We start from the raw sequence: 15,386 nt of genomic DNA on the forward strand, positions 1-15,386 counted from the left end.
GAAAAGACCAGGGCTTAGAAAGCAAGTTTAAAATCCAGACAAGACATAAAAAACGTCCAATAGGAGAGACTTATGGCAAATTGCGCATTCATCGGGTTAGGAGTTATGGGCTTTCCGATGGCCGGACATTTGGTCTCTGCCGGTCATAAGGTTCGGGTTTGGAATAGAACGAAAGCCAGGGCCGAAGACTGGGCGAAGTCTTACGAGGGGACGGCTTGCCGCACGATTGACGGCTGCGTCGAAGAAGCTGACTTTATTTTTATATGCGTTGGCCAAGACAAGGACGTCTATAGCGTCATGACACCGATCCTTGAGTCCGCCAGTGACGACGCCATAATTGTTGATCACACGACGGCATCTTCAAAATGCGCCCTAAAATGCTATCAGAATGCCCAGAGAGAAGGGCTCACTTTTATTGATGCTCCAATATCCGGCGGCGAGTCCGGAGCGGTTAATGGTCAGCTGAGTGTGATGTGCGGAGGGGAAAAAGAGGCTTTTGAGAAAGTTCGGCCTGTCATGGAGGCTTATGCCAAAGCAATCACGCTTATTGGGGGCGCCGGCGCGGGGCAAACCGCAAAGATGATAAATCAAATCTGTATTGCCGGCATCTTACAGGGGCTTTCCGAAGGTGTTCATTTTGCAGAAAAAATGGGCCTTGATATGAAAGTCGTATTGGACGCGATTGGGAAGGGCGCTGCGCAAAGCTGGCAAATGGATAATCGCGCTTTGACTATGGCGGCAGGAGAGTTCGATTTTGGTTTCGCGATTGACTGGATGCGAAAGGATTTGGGCATCGTTCTGGACACGGCCAAAGATCGTAATATTACCCTGCCACTGGTCGAAGAGGTTCAGGAGCGATACGAGACAGTTCAGAAGATAGGCGGCGGTCGGTGGGATACCTCCGCGCTTATTAAAGCGCTAGAATAAATCACAAGAGGAGCCAAAGTCTGCTGAAGGACGAAGCATAGAAATGAAATTGGCCAATTTACCGACCCGAAGATCGAAAATTGGCCAATTACCAGCCCCATAGTTTACTTCCTTACCACAAAATAACGTAGATGTCACCTTTGATTGAGAAAACATCGATATCAGTAGCTTATGCCCGTAATTTTCGAGCGATATCCCTAGCAAAGTAAGTTAAAACGCCGTCGCAGCCAGCCCGTCTAAAGGCGCCAAAGCTTTCCATCATGACCGCGTCTTCATCAATCCAGCCATTGGCCCCGGCAGCTTTTATCATGGCGTATTCGCCGCTTACCTGAAATGCGAAAGTCGGCATGGCGAAGGTATTTTTGAGGTCACGAATAATGTCCAGATAAGGCAATCCAGGCTTGACCATCAACATATCTGCGCCTTCATTTATGTCGAGTTCGACTTCTCTTATGGCTTCACTCCGATTGGCGGGATCCATTTGATATGTGCGCTTGTCTCCGCGAAGCGCGGCTTTGGTGCCGATGGCGTCCCGATAAGGGCCGTAGAAACCAGAGGCGTATTTTGCGGCATAGGACATGATCATCGTGTCGCCAAACTTCTCTTCGTCCAGCGCGTCCCGGATAGCCCCAACCCGGCCATCCATCATATCCGAAGGGGCGACAATATCTGCGCCGGATTTTGCGAGGATGATAGCACTTTCAGCAAGAATGTTTAGCGTGGGATCATTATCTATGATGTCTCCGGTCATGACCCCGTCATGCCCATGATCCGTATAGGGGTCGAGGGCGACATCGACGATCACGCCAAGGCCGGGGCAGGCGGCTTTAACCGCTCTGACAGCTTCGGGCACAAGGCCGCCTTCGTTCAAGCTTTCTGTTGCCTGAGCGTCTTTGTGACTTGGATCGATATGCGGGAAAATGGCAATAGCCGGAATGCCAAGCTCTTCAGCCTCTTTGGCGGCTTTCACAAGTCCGTCCAGATTGAGGCGCGAAACGCCAGGAAGGCTTGGAACAGGAGTCCTCTCTGTTTTCGAGTCGGACGCAACTAATGTCCAAATCAAATCATCAACCGCAGGACGGGTTTCCCGAACTAAGCGGCGTGACCAGTCATGGGCGCGGGTGCGGCGCATACGGACAGTAGGAAAGTGACTCACGGAAAACCTCTTACAGAATTGTCAAAGCTAGAGAATTCCATAAACTATATGCGACAGTATGCACAGGTGCGAACGGGCTTTTTGCATGGCAATTGCGCCCAGCCTGTTTTATAGAGTGCGCGAACGGAGTTGCCTGATGGCCAAAAACTATCATAGCTATTTTGAAAACGCTGTCGCGCGCGTGCGCGATGAAGGCCGCTATAGAATTTTTCGGGATATCCGCCGATCCAAAGGGAATTTCCCGAAGGCGACCTGGTTCCGCGACGGACTCGATGAAAAAGAAATCACAGTCTGGTGCTCTAACGACTATCTCGGCATGGGCCAGATGGAGTGTATTGTTGAAGCGGTGAAGTCAGCCGTTGACCGGGCCGGTACAGGCTCAGGTGGAACGCGCAATATTTCCGGCACAACGCGCTATCACGTCCAACTCGAGAAGGAGCTGGCGACTCTTCACAAGAAAGACGCCGCGCTTGTCCTGACCTCTGGCTACGTTGCGAATGAAGCGACATTGGGCGTCATGAGTAAAATTATGCCCGGGCTGGTTATTTTCTCTGACGAGAAAAACCACGCCTCTATGATCTCCGGCATTCAGCGTGCCCGTTGTGAGAAGAAAATCTTTGCTCATAATGATTTGGCGGATCTGGAGGCCAAACTGAAATCCGTCCCATTGGAGCAGCCAAAACTTATCGCCTTCGAAAGCGTATATTCAATGGATGCGGACATCGCCCCGATTGAAGAGATTTGCGATCTGGCGGATAAATATAATGCGTTAACCTATATAGACGAAGTCCACGCTGTCGGGATGTATGGCAAACAAGGCGGCGGCGTCACAGAAGAACGCGGTCTCACAGATCGAATTGATATTATCCAAGGCACTTTGGCTAAAGCTTACGGTATGATTGGCGGCTATGTGGCGGCTGATTCTGTCATTATCGATGCTATCAGGTCTATGGCTTCTGGGTTTATCTTCACGACGTCCATCCCGCCCAGTACGGCGGCAGGTGCGCTTCGCAGTGTCAAAGTCCTTAAAATGACACCGGAGAAGCGGACGCAGCTGCACGAGCGAGCGGACTCGCTCAAAGCCAGATTACGCGAAGCGGGTTATCCTTTTGTAGATGGACCAACACATATTGTGCCTCTCATGGTAGGGGACCCTGTAAAATGTCAGGCAATTTCTGATCGTCTCATCGAGGATTTCGGCATTTACGCCCAGCCGATCAACTATCCAACTGTGCCGCGAGGCGAAGAGCGACTGCGCTTCACGCCAGGCCCCCTTCACACTGACGCCATGATGGATGAATTGATGGTTGCATTGGAAATCGTTTGGGAAGAGTTCGGCCTAACAACTTCAAAGGTTGCTCAAGCCCTTTAGTCGATAACTTGCTGAGCAAATTTATCCGTATTTCTTTAGGCTAGGCATTGCCGTTCGTCGGCGACAAAGTTAAGACCTGCAAAAACCCCAAACGGAGCCGACGATGACTGACTATACGGGTCGATATTTTTCTCAATCTCTTAAAGAGCGTGATCCTGCTGTCTATGATAGCATCAAGGACGAATTAGAGCGACAGCAGTCTGAGATCGAACTCATTGCGTCTGAAAATATTGTCAGCAAAGCGGTCATGGAGGCCCAAGGATCTGTCCATACGAATAAATACGCCGAAGGCTATCCGGGAAAACGCTATTATGGCGGGTGTGAGCATGTAGATGTCACCGAGAGCCTTGCCATTGAGCGGGCGTGTGAATTGTTCGGCGCTAAATTTGCCAATGTGCAACCAAATTCAGGATCACAGGCAAATCAGGGCGTTTTCCTAGCGCTGATAAAGCCGGGCGATACCATAATGGGAATGGATCTGGCGTCAGGCGGACATCTAACCCATGGCGCCCCGCCTAACATGTCCGGGAAATGGTTTAATGCTGTGACCTATGGGGTACGCGAAGACAATCACCTGATTGATTATGATCAGGTAGAGCGCTTAGCTCTGGAGCATAAGCCTAAACTCATCATTTGCGGCGGCTCAGCTTATTCCCGCCAGATCGATTTCGCCCGATTCCGTGAAATCGCGGATAAGGTCGGAGCCTACCTTCATGTTGATATGGCGCATTTCGCTGGTCTTGTGGCCGGCGGGGAACACCCCAGCCCGTTCCCACATGCACATGTCGCGACGACTACGACACATAAAACTCTTCGGGGGCCGCGCGGCGGTATGATTCTGACGAATGACGAATCTCTCGCCAAGAAATTCAATTCAGCGATTTTCCCCGGCTTACAGGGCGGCCCGCTCATGCATGTGATTGCCGGCAAGGCCGTCGCCTTTCAAGACTGTTTGCAGCCAGAGTTCAAAACTTATGCCAAGCAGGTCATAGAAAATTGCCGCGCTATGGCAGAGGCATTGGTAGAAGCTGGGTATGCAGTCGTTACCGGCGGCACGGATACGCATCTTGCACTGATCGATTTGTCCCCCAAAGGCGTCAAAGGCAATGCGGCGGAAAAAGCGCTGGAGCGCGCTTATATCACCTGCAATAAAAACGGGATTCCTTTTGATAAGGAAAAGTTTACCGTTACCTCTGGTCTTCGTGTTGGGTCTCCGGCAGGCACCACGCGGGGTTTTGGAACAGAGGAGTTCCGCGAAGTGGGAAGACTTATGGCGGAAGTCCTCGATGCTTTGGCTGAAAATCCAAAAGGTAATTCAGAGGTGGAGGCGTCTGTGCGTGAGCGCGTCAAGGCGCTAACGGCCCGTTTCCCGATTTATTCTGATTTGTAAATACTTAGACCAGTCATTACCCGAGCAGTTCGGGTAATGACCAAAGCTAGGGGTGCCTAAAAAGTCACCTTGCCGCGTCGATTTACAGCGTCGTCATAGTCCTGAACAAGCGCTTCGCAAACCTTGCCGGGTTTGTAGTGGACGCCGTCAATTTCTCGAACCGGCGTCACTTCCGCTGCGGTACCGACCACAAAACACTCATCGAAATGCGCCATTTCGGATGGGTGAATGTCGCGTTTGAAAACTTTGAAACCGCGGGCTTCCGCGAGCTTAACCACGCTGTCATGTGTGATGCCTTCAAGCAGAATATCATTTGTCGGTGTATGAAGTTCGTCTCCACGCACGAAGAAAATGTGGGCGCCTGTGCATTCGGCAACGCGTCCCCGGTAATCAAACATAAGGGCGTCATCAAAACCTTTCGCCGCAGCAGCGTCTTTGGACAGAGTGCAAATCATATAGAGTCCCGCCGCCTTTGATTTGGACGGTATCGTATCTGGCGCTGGGCGTTTCCAATCGGAAATACATAGGCGGATGCCTTTCATCTTGTCAGAGAAGTAGCTTCCCCAATGCCAGCATGCGACAGCCAAATGAATTTTATTGTTCTTGGAAGCAACGCCCATCATTTCAGAACCGCGCCAAGCAACGGGGCGAAGATAGGCATCGTCCAAGCCGGATTTCTCCAGTGTCTCCTTACACGCCGCATCAATTTCCTCGCGAGTATAAGGAATTTCATAACCTAGAAGCTTAGCCGAATTCATAAGGCGGTCTGAATGATCCGATAGCCTGAAGATTTCTCCGCCATAAGCTCTGTCGCCTTCAAATACGGCGGAGCCGTAATGCAATGAATGAGTCAGTAGGTGAACATTGGTGTCGCGCCAGTCTTTAAACCCGCCATCAATCCAAATATGACCTTCACGGTCGTGATATGCTTTTTCGATCATGTTTCTAACTCTATTCTCTCTCGGCCTTGCGACTCTTGCATTTTCGCGCCATTCTGACTTTACACTATTCTTATTCTGGGACGAGGTAAGTCAACCGCCATTCGGGTGAGAAAAAGGAATATTTGTCTATGACACGCTCGCCGACGACCCGTCTGGACCGCTCTAATACTCATATCCTGATCGTTGATGATGATGATCGGATACGTCTCTTATTGCAGAAATACTTGAGCCGGGAGGGATATCGTACATCTGTCGCCGAGAATGCAGCTTCAGCCAGAGAAAAAATGCGGGGTTTATCTTATGATTTGCTTATCCTGGATATAATGATGCCAGGGGAGGATGGTCTGTCCTTGTCCCGTAGCCTGCGTGAATCAAGTGATGTGCCGATAATATTGCTGACCGCCAAAGGGGAGGCCGAGGACCGAATTTCCGGTCTTCGGGCCGGAGCAGATGATTACCTCTCAAAGCCTTTTGAACCTGAAGAACTTCTTTTGCGGATCGATAATGTATTTCGCCGTACCGGCCGGCCAGCCGTTTCGGACACGGTAGTGTTTGGGCCGTATAGCTATGATCTAGAAGCTCACTTATTGATCAAAGACGGGCAGCGCGTGCGTTTGACCACAGGCGAGCAGGTCATGTTAAACTTGCTCGCGAAACAGGGCGGTGGAACTGTGTCGAGATATGAGCTGTCACAGAATATAAACGCCAACTCTGACCGCGCCGTAGATGTTCAAATTACACGGCTTCGCCGCAAAATCGAAGATAATCCAGCGGATCCTGACTATATTCTTACGGTGAGAGGGCAGGGCTATCGTCTGATTTGTCACGCCGGCGACACATGATTTTAAAACGTTATTTGCCCAAGAGCCTGTTTGGACGGGCTCTGCTTATTATCATGTTGCCTATTGGGGTGATGCAAATTGCCGTCGCCTATTTCTTCTTTAACGCCCATTGGGACCGCGTGACTGCAAACTTGTCAGATAGTGTGTCGGCAGATATTGCCGTCGCGACTACCCTGTTCAAACAAGACCCGACCGTTACGCGGGCCGAAGACTTAGACGCGCTTCTCAGTCCGGGAATGCAGCTCTCTGTCGTTTTCCGAGAAGGCGACGTTCTACCTGTCGCGCAGAGACGGCAAATGTTTTTTTCTAACCTCGACAAGACTCTACGCCGAGCCTTGAATGAAAACCTGGACGACCCGTTCTGGTTCGACACGACGCGTTATCCCAATCACATTGATGTTCGTGTTGAAGTGGAGGGCGGCTATCTTCGCTTTATTGCGGCGCGGGAGAGAGTTTTTGCCCCCACCGGTTTCGTCTTCATTTTCTGGCTCATTACGGCGACTGTGCTTCTGACTTTGGTGTCCATCATTTTTATCCGAAATCAAGCCAAGCCTATCAGGCTGCTCGCAGATGCGGCGGATGCTTACGGTAAGGGCCAGGACTTGGGCAATTTTAAACCCTCCGGCGCTTCAGAAGTTCGCCGGGCCGGTCAGTCATTTTTAAAAATGCGGAGTAGAATACAGCGCCATCTTGAACAACGAACTATGATGTTGGCGGGGGTTAGCCATGACCTACGCACCCCGCTCACGCGGCTTAAACTTCAACTCGCTATGCAGGAAGATTCAGAGGAAACGCGGGCCGCTCGGCAAGACCTCATGGAGATGGAAACCATGCTAAATGGATATCTTGATTTTGCGCGGGGACAAGGCAGCGAAATTCCGGAACCTGTGAATATACATGATTATCTGAAAGCCGTCGTCAAAGGACAATCTGCGAAACTAGATGATAAATCCATTCGGAAGGGACTTACGGCGACTTTGCGCCCGATTGCTTTGTCACGAGCGCTCACAAATCTTATTTCGAATAGCACCAAATATGCCAAAGGATGCCAAGTTTCGGTAAAATCGTCTGCAGACCGAATCGAGTTCTATGTGGATGATGCAGGGCCGGGCATTCCGCCCGAGCAGCGCAAACAAGCGTTTCGGGCTTTCAGTCGTCTCGATGAGGCCCGTACCCAAAATATTGAAGGTGTCGGGTTGGGGTTATCCATTGCGAGGGATATTGCGCAGTTGCACGGCGGAAGTCTGAGTCTAGAAGACAGCCCTCTAGGAGGATTGCGCGCGATAATTTCGCTGCCTCAGTAATGTTTAAATCAGGGGAAAGACGCTAAATCAACAAGAGCGGATGTCAGGGCGTCTTCCGGAGATTTACCTGCCCAAATGACATATTGGCAGGCCGGGTAGCCCCGTTCTGCTGCGTCCAAGGCAGAGGCAATGATGTCCATAGCTTGTTCCGTCCGAAGCCTGGCGCCGCCTTTCAAGGTCAGGGTGTCACGATAAACAAGCGCCTGATGACGTGTTGAATAGTCAAAGTGACCAGTTGAAAGGTTTTCGTTGATAAGGGACATAAGCCTGCAAATGTCGTCAGAGCGCCCTCCTGGCGTCTTACCGTCAAACATCAAAAAACACTGAACTTGTTCCGTGCCTGGATTCCAGATCAGGCTGATATCATGATCACACCAAAGCCCGGGCACCGAAAGTTCTATTTCATTCAGCTCGATCCGCTCCATGTCATAGCCTTCGGCCAGAGCGATCCGTTCAAAGACCTCGGTCGGATTACCCCGCAAAGCGGCTGAGCCCGTCAGGGACGGGTTGGGCCGGAGGCAATGGTGATCAGCAAATGACATATAGACGGGCCTTGTATCGAATCTCTAATTAGAAATTAGGATATTCATTGATTCTCACAAGATGTAGTGCCCGCCAGCGTGTTGATAACTAATTTAAGTCGTGGGTAAGTCGCTCAGGCCGTTACTGCGGCTTGAGCTGGAGGCTCCCAAAGAGGGCGTTTCTTCATAATCCTTTTAAAGAGGTCTGATTGCAAACAGCGATCTAACCAATCTGCGACATTGGGAAGTGGCTTGGTGGCCCACCATTCCTTTTCCGTCGCAGCGAATTGCCTAATAAAAGGAAATGTTGCGATATCTGCCAGACTTGCCGTATCTCTGAGCAAGAAGTCATTTTCCGCAAGCGCGGACTCCCAGTTTTGCAAAATAGCAACTGCCGCGCTGCGGTGCTCAAGGTTGACGTCTCCTCGTTCCGCGTCTTCGTCATATCGGCTGGCATATTTGTACTGATCCAAATGGGGTTTGAAATCTTCATCCATGAGGCGAAGAAACTCTGCTGTTCTGCCTGTTTCGTCAAACAACCAATTCTCGGGATCACTTTTATTGAGAGCATAGCGCATAATGGCCAAACTCTCGTCAATGACTTCTCCGGAAGACTTTACAAAGACAGGCACTGTTCCCTTGGGTGAGGCCTCAAGCATAGCTTCGGGCTTGTCTCTGAGGGAAACTTCCCTGTGCTCATAGCTAATTTCGGCGGTAGCTAAGGCTAGCCTTGCTCGCATGGCATAGGGGCAGCGACGGAAGGAATATAAAATGGCATTGTCAGTCATAGAGTTTAAGTTTCTCCTGATAGGTAAACTAAGTCTCTGATTTGCGCCCTATATGTGCTTCACCGCGTTGCTTGGCGAGGTCTATCTGTTTTTGTCGTTCAGCAAATCGCGCCTTTTGCTCTTTACTCATATTGGCGTGGCAACGAGGGCAGGCGACGCCTTTTTCATAAAGCGGAGAGGCTTTGTCGTCCTCTGTGATCGGATGGCGACAGGCAAAGCATTGATCATACTGCCCTTGCTCCAAATTGTGCTTTACCGCGACCCGCTGATCAAACACGAAACACTCTCCGTTCCAGAGACTTTTATCTTCGGGTTGTGTTTCGAGATATTTTAAAATCCCGCCCTTTAAATGGTATACATCCTCAAAACCATTTTGTTTCATAAAGGCGCTGGCTTTTTCACATCGGATGCCGCCCGTGCAAAACATGGCGACTTTTGGCTTTGTGAGATTGCCTCGGTTTTTCTCGACCCATTCCGGAAATTCACGAAAGGTCTTAGTGTTGGGGTTGATAGCCCCTTCAAATGTACCAATTTCAACCTCGTAGTCATTACGCGTATCGATCAATATGGTGTCAGGATCGGAAATCAGATCGTTCCAATCGGAAGGTTTCACATAAGTCCCCACAACTTTATTGGGGTCAATATTGTCAACGCCCATTGTCACGATCTCTTTTTTCAGACGCACTTTCATGCGGTAGAAAGGCGATCTATCCGCTTCAGAGAATTTTGCATCCAACCCTGCGAGTCGAGGGTCCGCCCGTAAATAGGACAAAAGGTCATCAATTGCTTCATGTGAACCAGAGACCGTTCCGTTGATGCCTTCTTCCGCCAAAAGAATTGTACCTTTCACCTCCAATAGCTCGCACATCTTCAGGAGAGAAGGCTGAAGATCTATGTAATCCGGCAAAGCGGTGAAGTGGTATAGCGCGGCAATGCGGTAAGTCATGACCGCGCTCTATGCCGCTACGCCGAAATAATCAACATTTCGCGCTGTTCTTTCTGCGAAGTCTTTAAAGTGTTTCCACGAGCAAAACCCGCACATGCCAATATTGGCGAATGGAAATAGCGGCTATTAGGTATTTAAGTTTTTTTTCGATGTATCAAAGGGAAGGTGAGTTGCGCCTACCCATATTTTCCAATAGGAATCATTGCCATAGATTGGACGTATATGGCTTCAGCCGCATTGGCATTACTCGTTGAGCCTCAAGGCATTGACCCTGACGTAAAACAGGCTGTTCTTGAGCAACTTGAACGAATCCGCGAGGACAAGCTTTTCCGTGACACCACACGGATGAAACGGTTTTTAAGCTATGTTGTCAAAGAGGCCCTCGAGGGAAACTCTGAACTCCTTAAAGGATATACAATTGGCTTGGAAGTGTTCGATCGGCCGGATGATTTCGATCCGCAAGCGGATACAATAGTGCGTGTACAAGCTGGACAGTTGAGACGCCGTCTCGATCTTTATTATAGTTCCACCGGATTAAGGGAAGAGGTTCGTATCGTTATACCAAAAGGTCAATACGCTCCGATTTTTGAAATGCGCAGACATTTGCCCGAAGAGGTCATTCCTAAATTGGGCCAAAAAGTAGAAGTTTTAACGGGTGCTATTGCAGAATCCCATTTGGTGACACGTCCAGGCATAGCGGTGTTTACGTTCAGTGACATCAGCGGTGCAAAAAACCCTGATTTCTTTGCAGAGGGCCTGACAGCGGAGGTTGTCAACGCTTTGGTTCAATTCCGATATCTACGGATTGTCGCTAGAATGCCAACGATTGAACAGTCCGGCAGTGGGGTAGACCTTAAAAACTTTGGTAAAGAATACGATGTCCAGTTTGTATTGAACGGAACAGTTCGTCGCTTGGGAAGTCTTTTTCGTGTGTCTGTGGATTTGATCTCAACGGAGACGGGAGAGCACATATTTACACGCATTTATGACCGAAAATATTCCGCAGATAATATTTTTAAAATTCAGGAAGAGATCGCGTCCTATACCGCAGCGAAGGTTGGGGCGCCTTTTGGGGTTGTAAATCGGTTTAACCGCCGCGCAAATGTGGGCCGACGCCAGAACTTATCAGCTTATGAAGCGCTTTTGCGCTTTTATGAAATAAAGCTGTCTCCTTCATCTCACAAAGCCAAGGATCTATTACACGAGTTTGAGGATATAACTGAGCGGCAGAAGGATTTTTCGTCTGCCTGGGCAATTCGGTCTTTGCTGAATACTTTTCTTTGCACTCAGTCTATTCCAAGTGAGGCTGGGTCTGGCAGGTTAAAGGCCGCTATAGAGTTTGGTAATAAAGCCTCAGCAATTGATCCCGATAATGCCTTGGCTTTTATGTCATTATTCCAGGCCCATTACCATAGCGGAGATTTGGAGACCGGCGAAGCCATGGCGCAAAGAGCCTTAGCGCTAAACCCGAATGATTATTCAATGTTAGCCTATTATGCGATTACCCATGCCTTTCAGGGCAATGCAAACCAAGCTATTTCTTATCAAAACGCGGCCCTTCGGCTAGTTGACCGGCCTCCGTCTTGGTTCTTAACTAGCGGTCTTATTCTGTCATTTCAGGAGAAGCGCTTCGAGAGCATTCAAGACTCGTTAAATGACGTAACGACAGAAAGCCCAATCGGTTTGCAATTTCTAAGACTCGCTAGTCTGGGATATCTTGGCAAAACAGCTTTGGCAGAGAAATTTCTAAAAGAAGTGTCTGCCAAGAAGAGTGCCCTTGAGAAGGCATTCCCCGAGATATTCTTGACATGGCAACCTAATGAAAGCTTGCACGACCAAGTCTTTGAGGGGTGGCGTCTAGCGGGACTTGATGTTTAGGAGTCTCAGCTCTGCCAAATAACGGCCCCCGTGATGCGTTTCCATACGGGGACTTCAGGGCGATTATTCAATTTCGGTAGGTGGTCAAAGCCCATTTGTCGTTTTAACTGTGACATAATTAAGCGGAATGAGGCTACAGCCCTCAAATCCGAACCAAACTTCTGAGGGGATGAATATGTCTGATCTGGAAACTTTCAAACTCGAAACGCGGGCCTGGCTCGAAGAGAACTGTCCGCCGGAAATGCGGACGCCGATGAAGTCTGAAGATGACGCCTGCTGGGGTGGGAGAAATTGGACCTTTGCCAGTGACGCCCAAAAAGTTTGGCTGGAACGTATGGCCGGCAAAGGCTGGACCGTTCCCACTTGGCCTAAGGAATATGGTGGCGCAGGACTCAGCCGGGCAGAGGAAGCTGTTTTGTTAAAGGAAATGGCACGAATAAGCGCTCGTATTCCGTTATCTAGTTTCGGCATTTGGATGCTTGGCCCCGCGCTTTTGAAATTTGGGAATGAAGCGCAGAAGAAAGAACATCTTCCTAAAATTGCACGCGGCGAAATTCGCTGGTGCCAAGGTTATTCAGAACCGAGCGCAGGTTCCGACCTAGCGTCACTTGCGACGAAGGCAGAAGATAAAGGCGATCATTACCTGGTCAATGGACAGAAAGTCTGGACATCCTACGCTGATAAAGCGGATTGGATTTTTTGTCTTGTGCGAACAGACAGTACGGGCCGGAAGCATGATGGCATATCCTTCCTCTTGTTTGATATGGAAAGTGAAGGCGTTGAAGCCCGGCCTATCTCTCTTATTTCTGGAAAGTCGGCTTTTTGTGAAACTTTCTTTGAAGACGTCAAAGTACCGAAAGACCAATTGGTCGGCGAAGTAGGCAAAGGTTGGTCTATTGCAAAATACCTTTTGACCCATGAGCGTGAAATGATCGGTGGGTCTGGTGAGGGCGTCACGCGCCCGCTCCACGAAATTGCGGCTGGATCAATCGGACTGGAGAGCGGTAAACTCTCTGATCCCATGCTTCGCGCAAAGGTGGCCGAAGCTGAAATTGATGAGTGGGCTTTCAGGCTGACAATGCAGCGTAAATTGGCTGAAGCCAAAGCGGGCGCGTCTTTAGGGGCCGACAGCTCCATGCTCAAATATTACGGGACTGAACTGAATAAACGCCGCTATGAGTTGATGATGGACGCCGCCGGACATGACGGTCTGGAGTGGGAGGGCGAAAGGTCTGACGAGGGCAAATTAGCCCGTGATTGGCTTCGCACAAAAGCCAATTCCATCGAAGGCGGAACTTCAGAAGTCCAGCTCAACATAATCTCCAAACATATTCTCCAACTTCCGGGCGCGTAAATTATGGCACTCTTATTAAATGAAGACGAAAAAATGCTTAGCGAAACCGCTGAAGGGTTTTTCAAGAAAAAAGCCCCGGTAACAGAGCTTCGCAAGCTTCGCGATACTCAGGACGAAAAAGGCTATTCTGAAGCGCTTTGGTCTGAAATGGCCGAAATGGGATTTGCGGGCGTTTTGGTTCCAGAAGACCAAGGCGGCGTTGATATGGGGGCAATGGCGGCGGGATTACTGGCCGAACAGATGGGCCGCAATTTGAGCGCAACACCTTTTTTCTCCACGTCTGTTCTCTCTGCGACGGCGTTGAAAAACAGCGATGGTGATTTGGCCAAGGCTTGGCTGGAAAAAATTGCAGGCGGTGAGGCCATTGTGTCCTTCGCCATTGATGAAGGGGTAAAGCACAATCCCCTTGGGACAGAAACCCGCGCCGAACGTTCTGGCAATGGTTTCAAAATTACGGGCAGCAAGGTCATGGTGCTCGATGCCCACGTTGCGGACGCCCACATCGTCGTGGCGCGCACGGGCGGGGAGCCCGGTGAGCGGGATGGTTTAAGCCTGTTCCTCGTGGAAAAAACAGCTGACAATTTGGATGTCGAGCGTACGATTATGGTCGATAGCCATAATTCCGGTCGATTAGAGCTAAACGGCGTCGAGGTGACGGCCGACGCTCTATTGGGCACGGAAGGTGAGGGCGCAGATGTTCTGGATAAAGTTTTAGGGGCGGGGCGAGCTGTATTGTCTGCTGAACTTCTCGGCGCGGGTTCTCAAGCTTTTGAAGAGACCGTAGCTTATATCAAGGAACGCAAACAGTTCGGCAAAATCATTGGTGAGTTTCAGGCGCTCCAACATCGCGCGTCGCATCTATATACCGAGTTGGAACTCTGCCGCTCAGCTGTTTTTGCCGCCCTGTCTGCTATAGATGAAGGCGATGAAAATGCTGTCAAATTCGCGGGAATGGCCAAGGCCAAGCTCGGTCAGGTCGCAAAACTCGCCGCACTTGAAGGTATTCAGATGTTTGGCGGCGTCGGCATGACAGATGAATATGACATCGGCCTATTCCTGAAGCGCATCCGCGTCTTACAAGAGCTATTGGGCGATGGAAATTACCACCTTGATGGGTTCGCGAAAGAAAATGGGTATTAGGGGCTACCCCTAGACCCGCCTCGAGGCTTAGTGAGCCCCGGCGGACATGTATTGTGTTTCGTCCAACGGGCTTGCGACTATCATGCCCCAATATGTTGAGTAAGTTGTATGAGGTTCGTAAACAAGAGCGATACCAAAATCGACCACGTCAGCCCTTAATAGGTTTTCATTATGACCGGGGCTGTCTTTCCAAGCTTGAAAAACATCTTCCCAACTTTTTTGTCCCGTCGCCACGTTCTCTCCTGCAATAGAAAAGTAATAACCTTGGCGTTGCACGCGGTCGCCGTGGGTGGAGCCGTCAGTTCCGGTATGAGAAATAATTCCGGCATCTGCCAAGTCTCGAGCGTGGACTTCTGAGGCCAGGTTGAGTTTGTAATTAATCTTGACTGGCCCCAAGCCATTTTCAAATCGATACTCGTTCAAGTCGGCTAAAGCCACGTCTATGTCTAGCGGCGTAGGGGGAATGGATGGAAAGACCGGATTTTCTCCAAAGCCATTATTTAATCGGCATTGTGCTTCGGGTTTTGAAACGTCGGGCTGATAGGTGACTGCGCCTCGACATTTGGTATCGGCTTTACACAGAGCAGAGCATTCTTCAGGGGTGGAAACAGGATAAACGGCATAGGTGCCGTCGTCTTTATCAAATTCACCTAGTTTATTTTCGACCGCAAAGGCTGAACCGCTCAGCGCAATAAAACAAATCGAAGATAAAATAGACTGTCTAATCCTCATGTTTCTAGACATACCTAATCTCCGTGCTCTGAAAAGCATAGATAACAGTTAAATCTTTACTCAACCGTTAGGATGGAGATTAATTATCAGACAGG

Annotated in this window: 14 protein-coding genes; 8 read left to right on the forward strand and 6 right to left on the reverse strand. The window is 49.8% G+C overall.

Annotated features, from left to right (window positions below):
• Nucleotides 1–72 precede the first annotated feature (72 nt).
• A complete protein-coding gene (locus ACNA05_RS08595; protein ID WP_415811044.1) occupies nt 73–927 on the forward strand; it encodes an NAD(P)-dependent oxidoreductase in 855 nt (284 codons plus the stop codon).
• 169 nt (nt 928–1,096) lie between these two features.
• Here the strand turns inward: ACNA05_RS08595 and hemB are convergent, their stop codons facing one another.
• On the reverse strand, nt 1,097–2,083 hold the full coding sequence (gene hemB / locus ACNA05_RS08600; RefSeq protein ID WP_415811045.1) for a porphobilinogen synthase: 987 nt from the start codon (nt 2,081–2,083) through the stop codon (nt 1,097–1,099).
• 136 nt (nt 2,084–2,219) lie between these two features.
• Here hemB and hemA point away from each other — a divergent pair, with 136 nt between their 5' ends.
• Together hemA and glyA are read left to right on the forward strand one after the other, a co-directional pair.
• Nucleotides 2,220–3,455 carry a 5-aminolevulinate synthase gene (gene hemA / locus ACNA05_RS08605; protein ID WP_415811046.1) on the forward strand — a complete coding sequence of 412 codons (1,236 nt, stop codon included), beginning with the start codon at nt 2,220–2,222 and terminating at the stop codon, nt 3,453–3,455.
• Nucleotides 3,456–3,558: 103 nt separating this feature from the next.
• Nucleotides 3,559–4,845, forward strand: coding sequence for a serine hydroxymethyltransferase (glyA, locus tag ACNA05_RS08610; RefSeq protein ID WP_415811047.1), 1,287 nt, complete (start codon nt 3,559–3,561; stop codon nt 4,843–4,845).
• Nucleotides 4,846–4,901: 56 nt separating this feature from the next.
• Here the strand turns inward: glyA and ACNA05_RS08615 are convergent, their stop codons facing one another.
• Complete coding sequence (locus ACNA05_RS08615) at nt 4,902–5,786, reverse strand: branched-chain amino acid aminotransferase (RefSeq protein ID WP_415811048.1); 885 nt, start codon at nt 5,784–5,786, stop codon at nt 4,902–4,904.
• 128 nt (nt 5,787–5,914) lie between these two features.
• Between ACNA05_RS08615 and ACNA05_RS08620 the strand changes: the two genes are divergently transcribed.
• On the forward strand, nt 5,915–6,628 hold the full coding sequence (locus ACNA05_RS08620; RefSeq protein ID WP_415811049.1) for a response regulator: 714 nt from the start codon (nt 5,915–5,917) through the stop codon (nt 6,626–6,628).
• Nucleotides 6,625–7,932 carry an ATP-binding protein gene (locus ACNA05_RS08625; protein WP_415811051.1) on the forward strand — a complete coding sequence of 436 codons (1,308 nt, stop codon included), beginning with the start codon at nt 6,625–6,627 and terminating at the stop codon, nt 7,930–7,932. Before ACNA05_RS08620 ends, ACNA05_RS08625 begins: the two co-directional genes overlap by 4 nt.
• A gap of 8 nt (nt 7,933–7,940) precedes the next feature.
• Here ACNA05_RS08625 and ACNA05_RS08630 read toward each other — a convergent pair whose 3' ends face one another.
• The 3 genes from ACNA05_RS08630 to trhO all read right to left on the reverse strand — a co-directional run bounded on the left by ACNA05_RS08630 (nt 7,941) and on the right by trhO (nt 10,187).
• Nucleotides 7,941–8,474 (reverse strand): type III secretion system chaperone family protein, encoded by a 534-nt coding sequence (locus tag ACNA05_RS08630; RefSeq protein WP_415811052.1) that lies wholly within the window; start codon nt 8,472–8,474, stop codon nt 7,941–7,943.
• A 113-nt stretch (nt 8,475–8,587) separates the two neighbouring features.
• The gene (locus tag ACNA05_RS08635) at nt 8,588–9,241 is read right to left on the reverse strand and encodes a glutathione S-transferase (protein ID WP_415811053.1); all 654 of its coding nucleotides are present in this window, start codon (nt 9,239–9,241) and stop codon (nt 8,588–8,590) included.
• Between the two features lie 28 nt (nt 9,242–9,269).
• Nucleotides 9,270–10,187: an oxygen-dependent tRNA uridine(34) hydroxylase TrhO gene (trhO, locus tag ACNA05_RS08640; RefSeq protein ID WP_415811054.1), complete on the reverse strand. Its 918-nt coding sequence runs from the start codon at nt 10,185–10,187 to the stop codon at nt 9,270–9,272.
• A 222-nt stretch (nt 10,188–10,409) separates the two neighbouring features.
• Here trhO and ACNA05_RS08645 point away from each other — a divergent pair, with 222 nt between their 5' ends.
• The 3 genes from ACNA05_RS08645 (at nt 10,410) to ACNA05_RS08655 (ending at nt 14,559) form a co-directional block, all read left to right on the forward strand.
• Complete coding sequence (locus ACNA05_RS08645; protein ID WP_415811055.1) at nt 10,410–12,065, forward strand: tetratricopeptide repeat protein; 1,656 nt, start codon at nt 10,410–10,412, stop codon at nt 12,063–12,065.
• A 175-nt stretch (nt 12,066–12,240) separates the two neighbouring features.
• Nucleotides 12,241–13,419, forward strand: a complete 1,179-nt coding sequence (locus ACNA05_RS08650) for an acyl-CoA dehydrogenase family protein (RefSeq protein ID WP_415811056.1) — start codon at nt 12,241–12,243, stop codon at nt 13,417–13,419.
• A 3-nt stretch (nt 13,420–13,422) separates the two neighbouring features.
• The gene (locus tag ACNA05_RS08655) at nt 13,423–14,559 is read left to right on the forward strand and encodes an acyl-CoA dehydrogenase family protein (protein ID WP_415811057.1); all 1,137 of its coding nucleotides are present in this window, start codon (nt 13,423–13,425) and stop codon (nt 14,557–14,559) included.
• A gap of 27 nt (nt 14,560–14,586) precedes the next feature.
• Here the strand turns inward: ACNA05_RS08655 and ACNA05_RS08660 are convergent, their stop codons facing one another.
• On the reverse strand, nt 14,587–15,303 hold the full coding sequence (locus ACNA05_RS08660; RefSeq protein WP_415811058.1) for a CAP domain-containing protein: 717 nt from the start codon (nt 15,301–15,303) through the stop codon (nt 14,587–14,589).
• Nucleotides 15,304–15,386: the final 83 nt, after the last annotated feature.

Origin of the sequence: Litorimonas haliclonae (genome assembly GCF_965138505.1) — a bacterium.
Lineage (GTDB): Bacteria > Pseudomonadota > Alphaproteobacteria > Caulobacterales > Maricaulaceae > Litorimonas > Litorimonas haliclonae.

Bases quoted from the DNA above. Each gene is read 5' to 3' on its own strand.
- ACNA05_RS08615 (WP_415811048.1), bottom strand. From the start codon at position 5,786: ATGATCGAAAAAGCATATCACGACCGTGAAGGTCATATTTGGATTGAT.
- ACNA05_RS08630 (WP_415811052.1), bottom strand. From the start codon at position 8,474: ATGTCATTTGCTGATCACCATTGCCTCCGGCCCAACCCGTCCCTGACG.
- ACNA05_RS08625 (WP_415811051.1), top strand. From the start codon at position 6,625: ATGATTTTAAAACGTTATTTGCCCAAGAGCCTGTTTGGACGGGCTCTG.
- ACNA05_RS08655 (WP_415811057.1), top strand. From the start codon at position 13,423: ATGGCACTCTTATTAAATGAAGACGAAAAAATGCTTAGCGAAACCGCT.
- ACNA05_RS08620 (WP_415811049.1), top strand. From the start codon at position 5,915: ATGACACGCTCGCCGACGACCCGTCTGGACCGCTCTAATACTCATATC.
- glyA (WP_415811047.1), top strand. From the start codon at position 3,559: ATGACTGACTATACGGGTCGATATTTTTCTCAATCTCTTAAAGAGCGT.
- ACNA05_RS08660 (WP_415811058.1), bottom strand. From the start codon at position 15,303: ATGTCTAGAAACATGAGGATTAGACAGTCTATTTTATCTTCGATTTGT.
- ACNA05_RS08595 (WP_415811044.1), top strand. From the start codon at position 73: ATGGCAAATTGCGCATTCATCGGGTTAGGAGTTATGGGCTTTCCGATG.
- ACNA05_RS08650 (WP_415811056.1), top strand. From the start codon at position 12,241: ATGTCTGATCTGGAAACTTTCAAACTCGAAACGCGGGCCTGGCTCGAA.
- ACNA05_RS08635 (WP_415811053.1), bottom strand. From the start codon at position 9,241: ATGACTGACAATGCCATTTTATATTCCTTCCGTCGCTGCCCCTATGCC.
- trhO (WP_415811054.1), bottom strand. From the start codon at position 10,187: ATGACTTACCGCATTGCCGCGCTATACCACTTCACCGCTTTGCCGGAT.
- hemA (WP_415811046.1), top strand. From the start codon at position 2,220: ATGGCCAAAAACTATCATAGCTATTTTGAAAACGCTGTCGCGCGCGTG.
- ACNA05_RS08645 (WP_415811055.1), top strand. From the start codon at position 10,410: ATGGCTTCAGCCGCATTGGCATTACTCGTTGAGCCTCAAGGCATTGAC.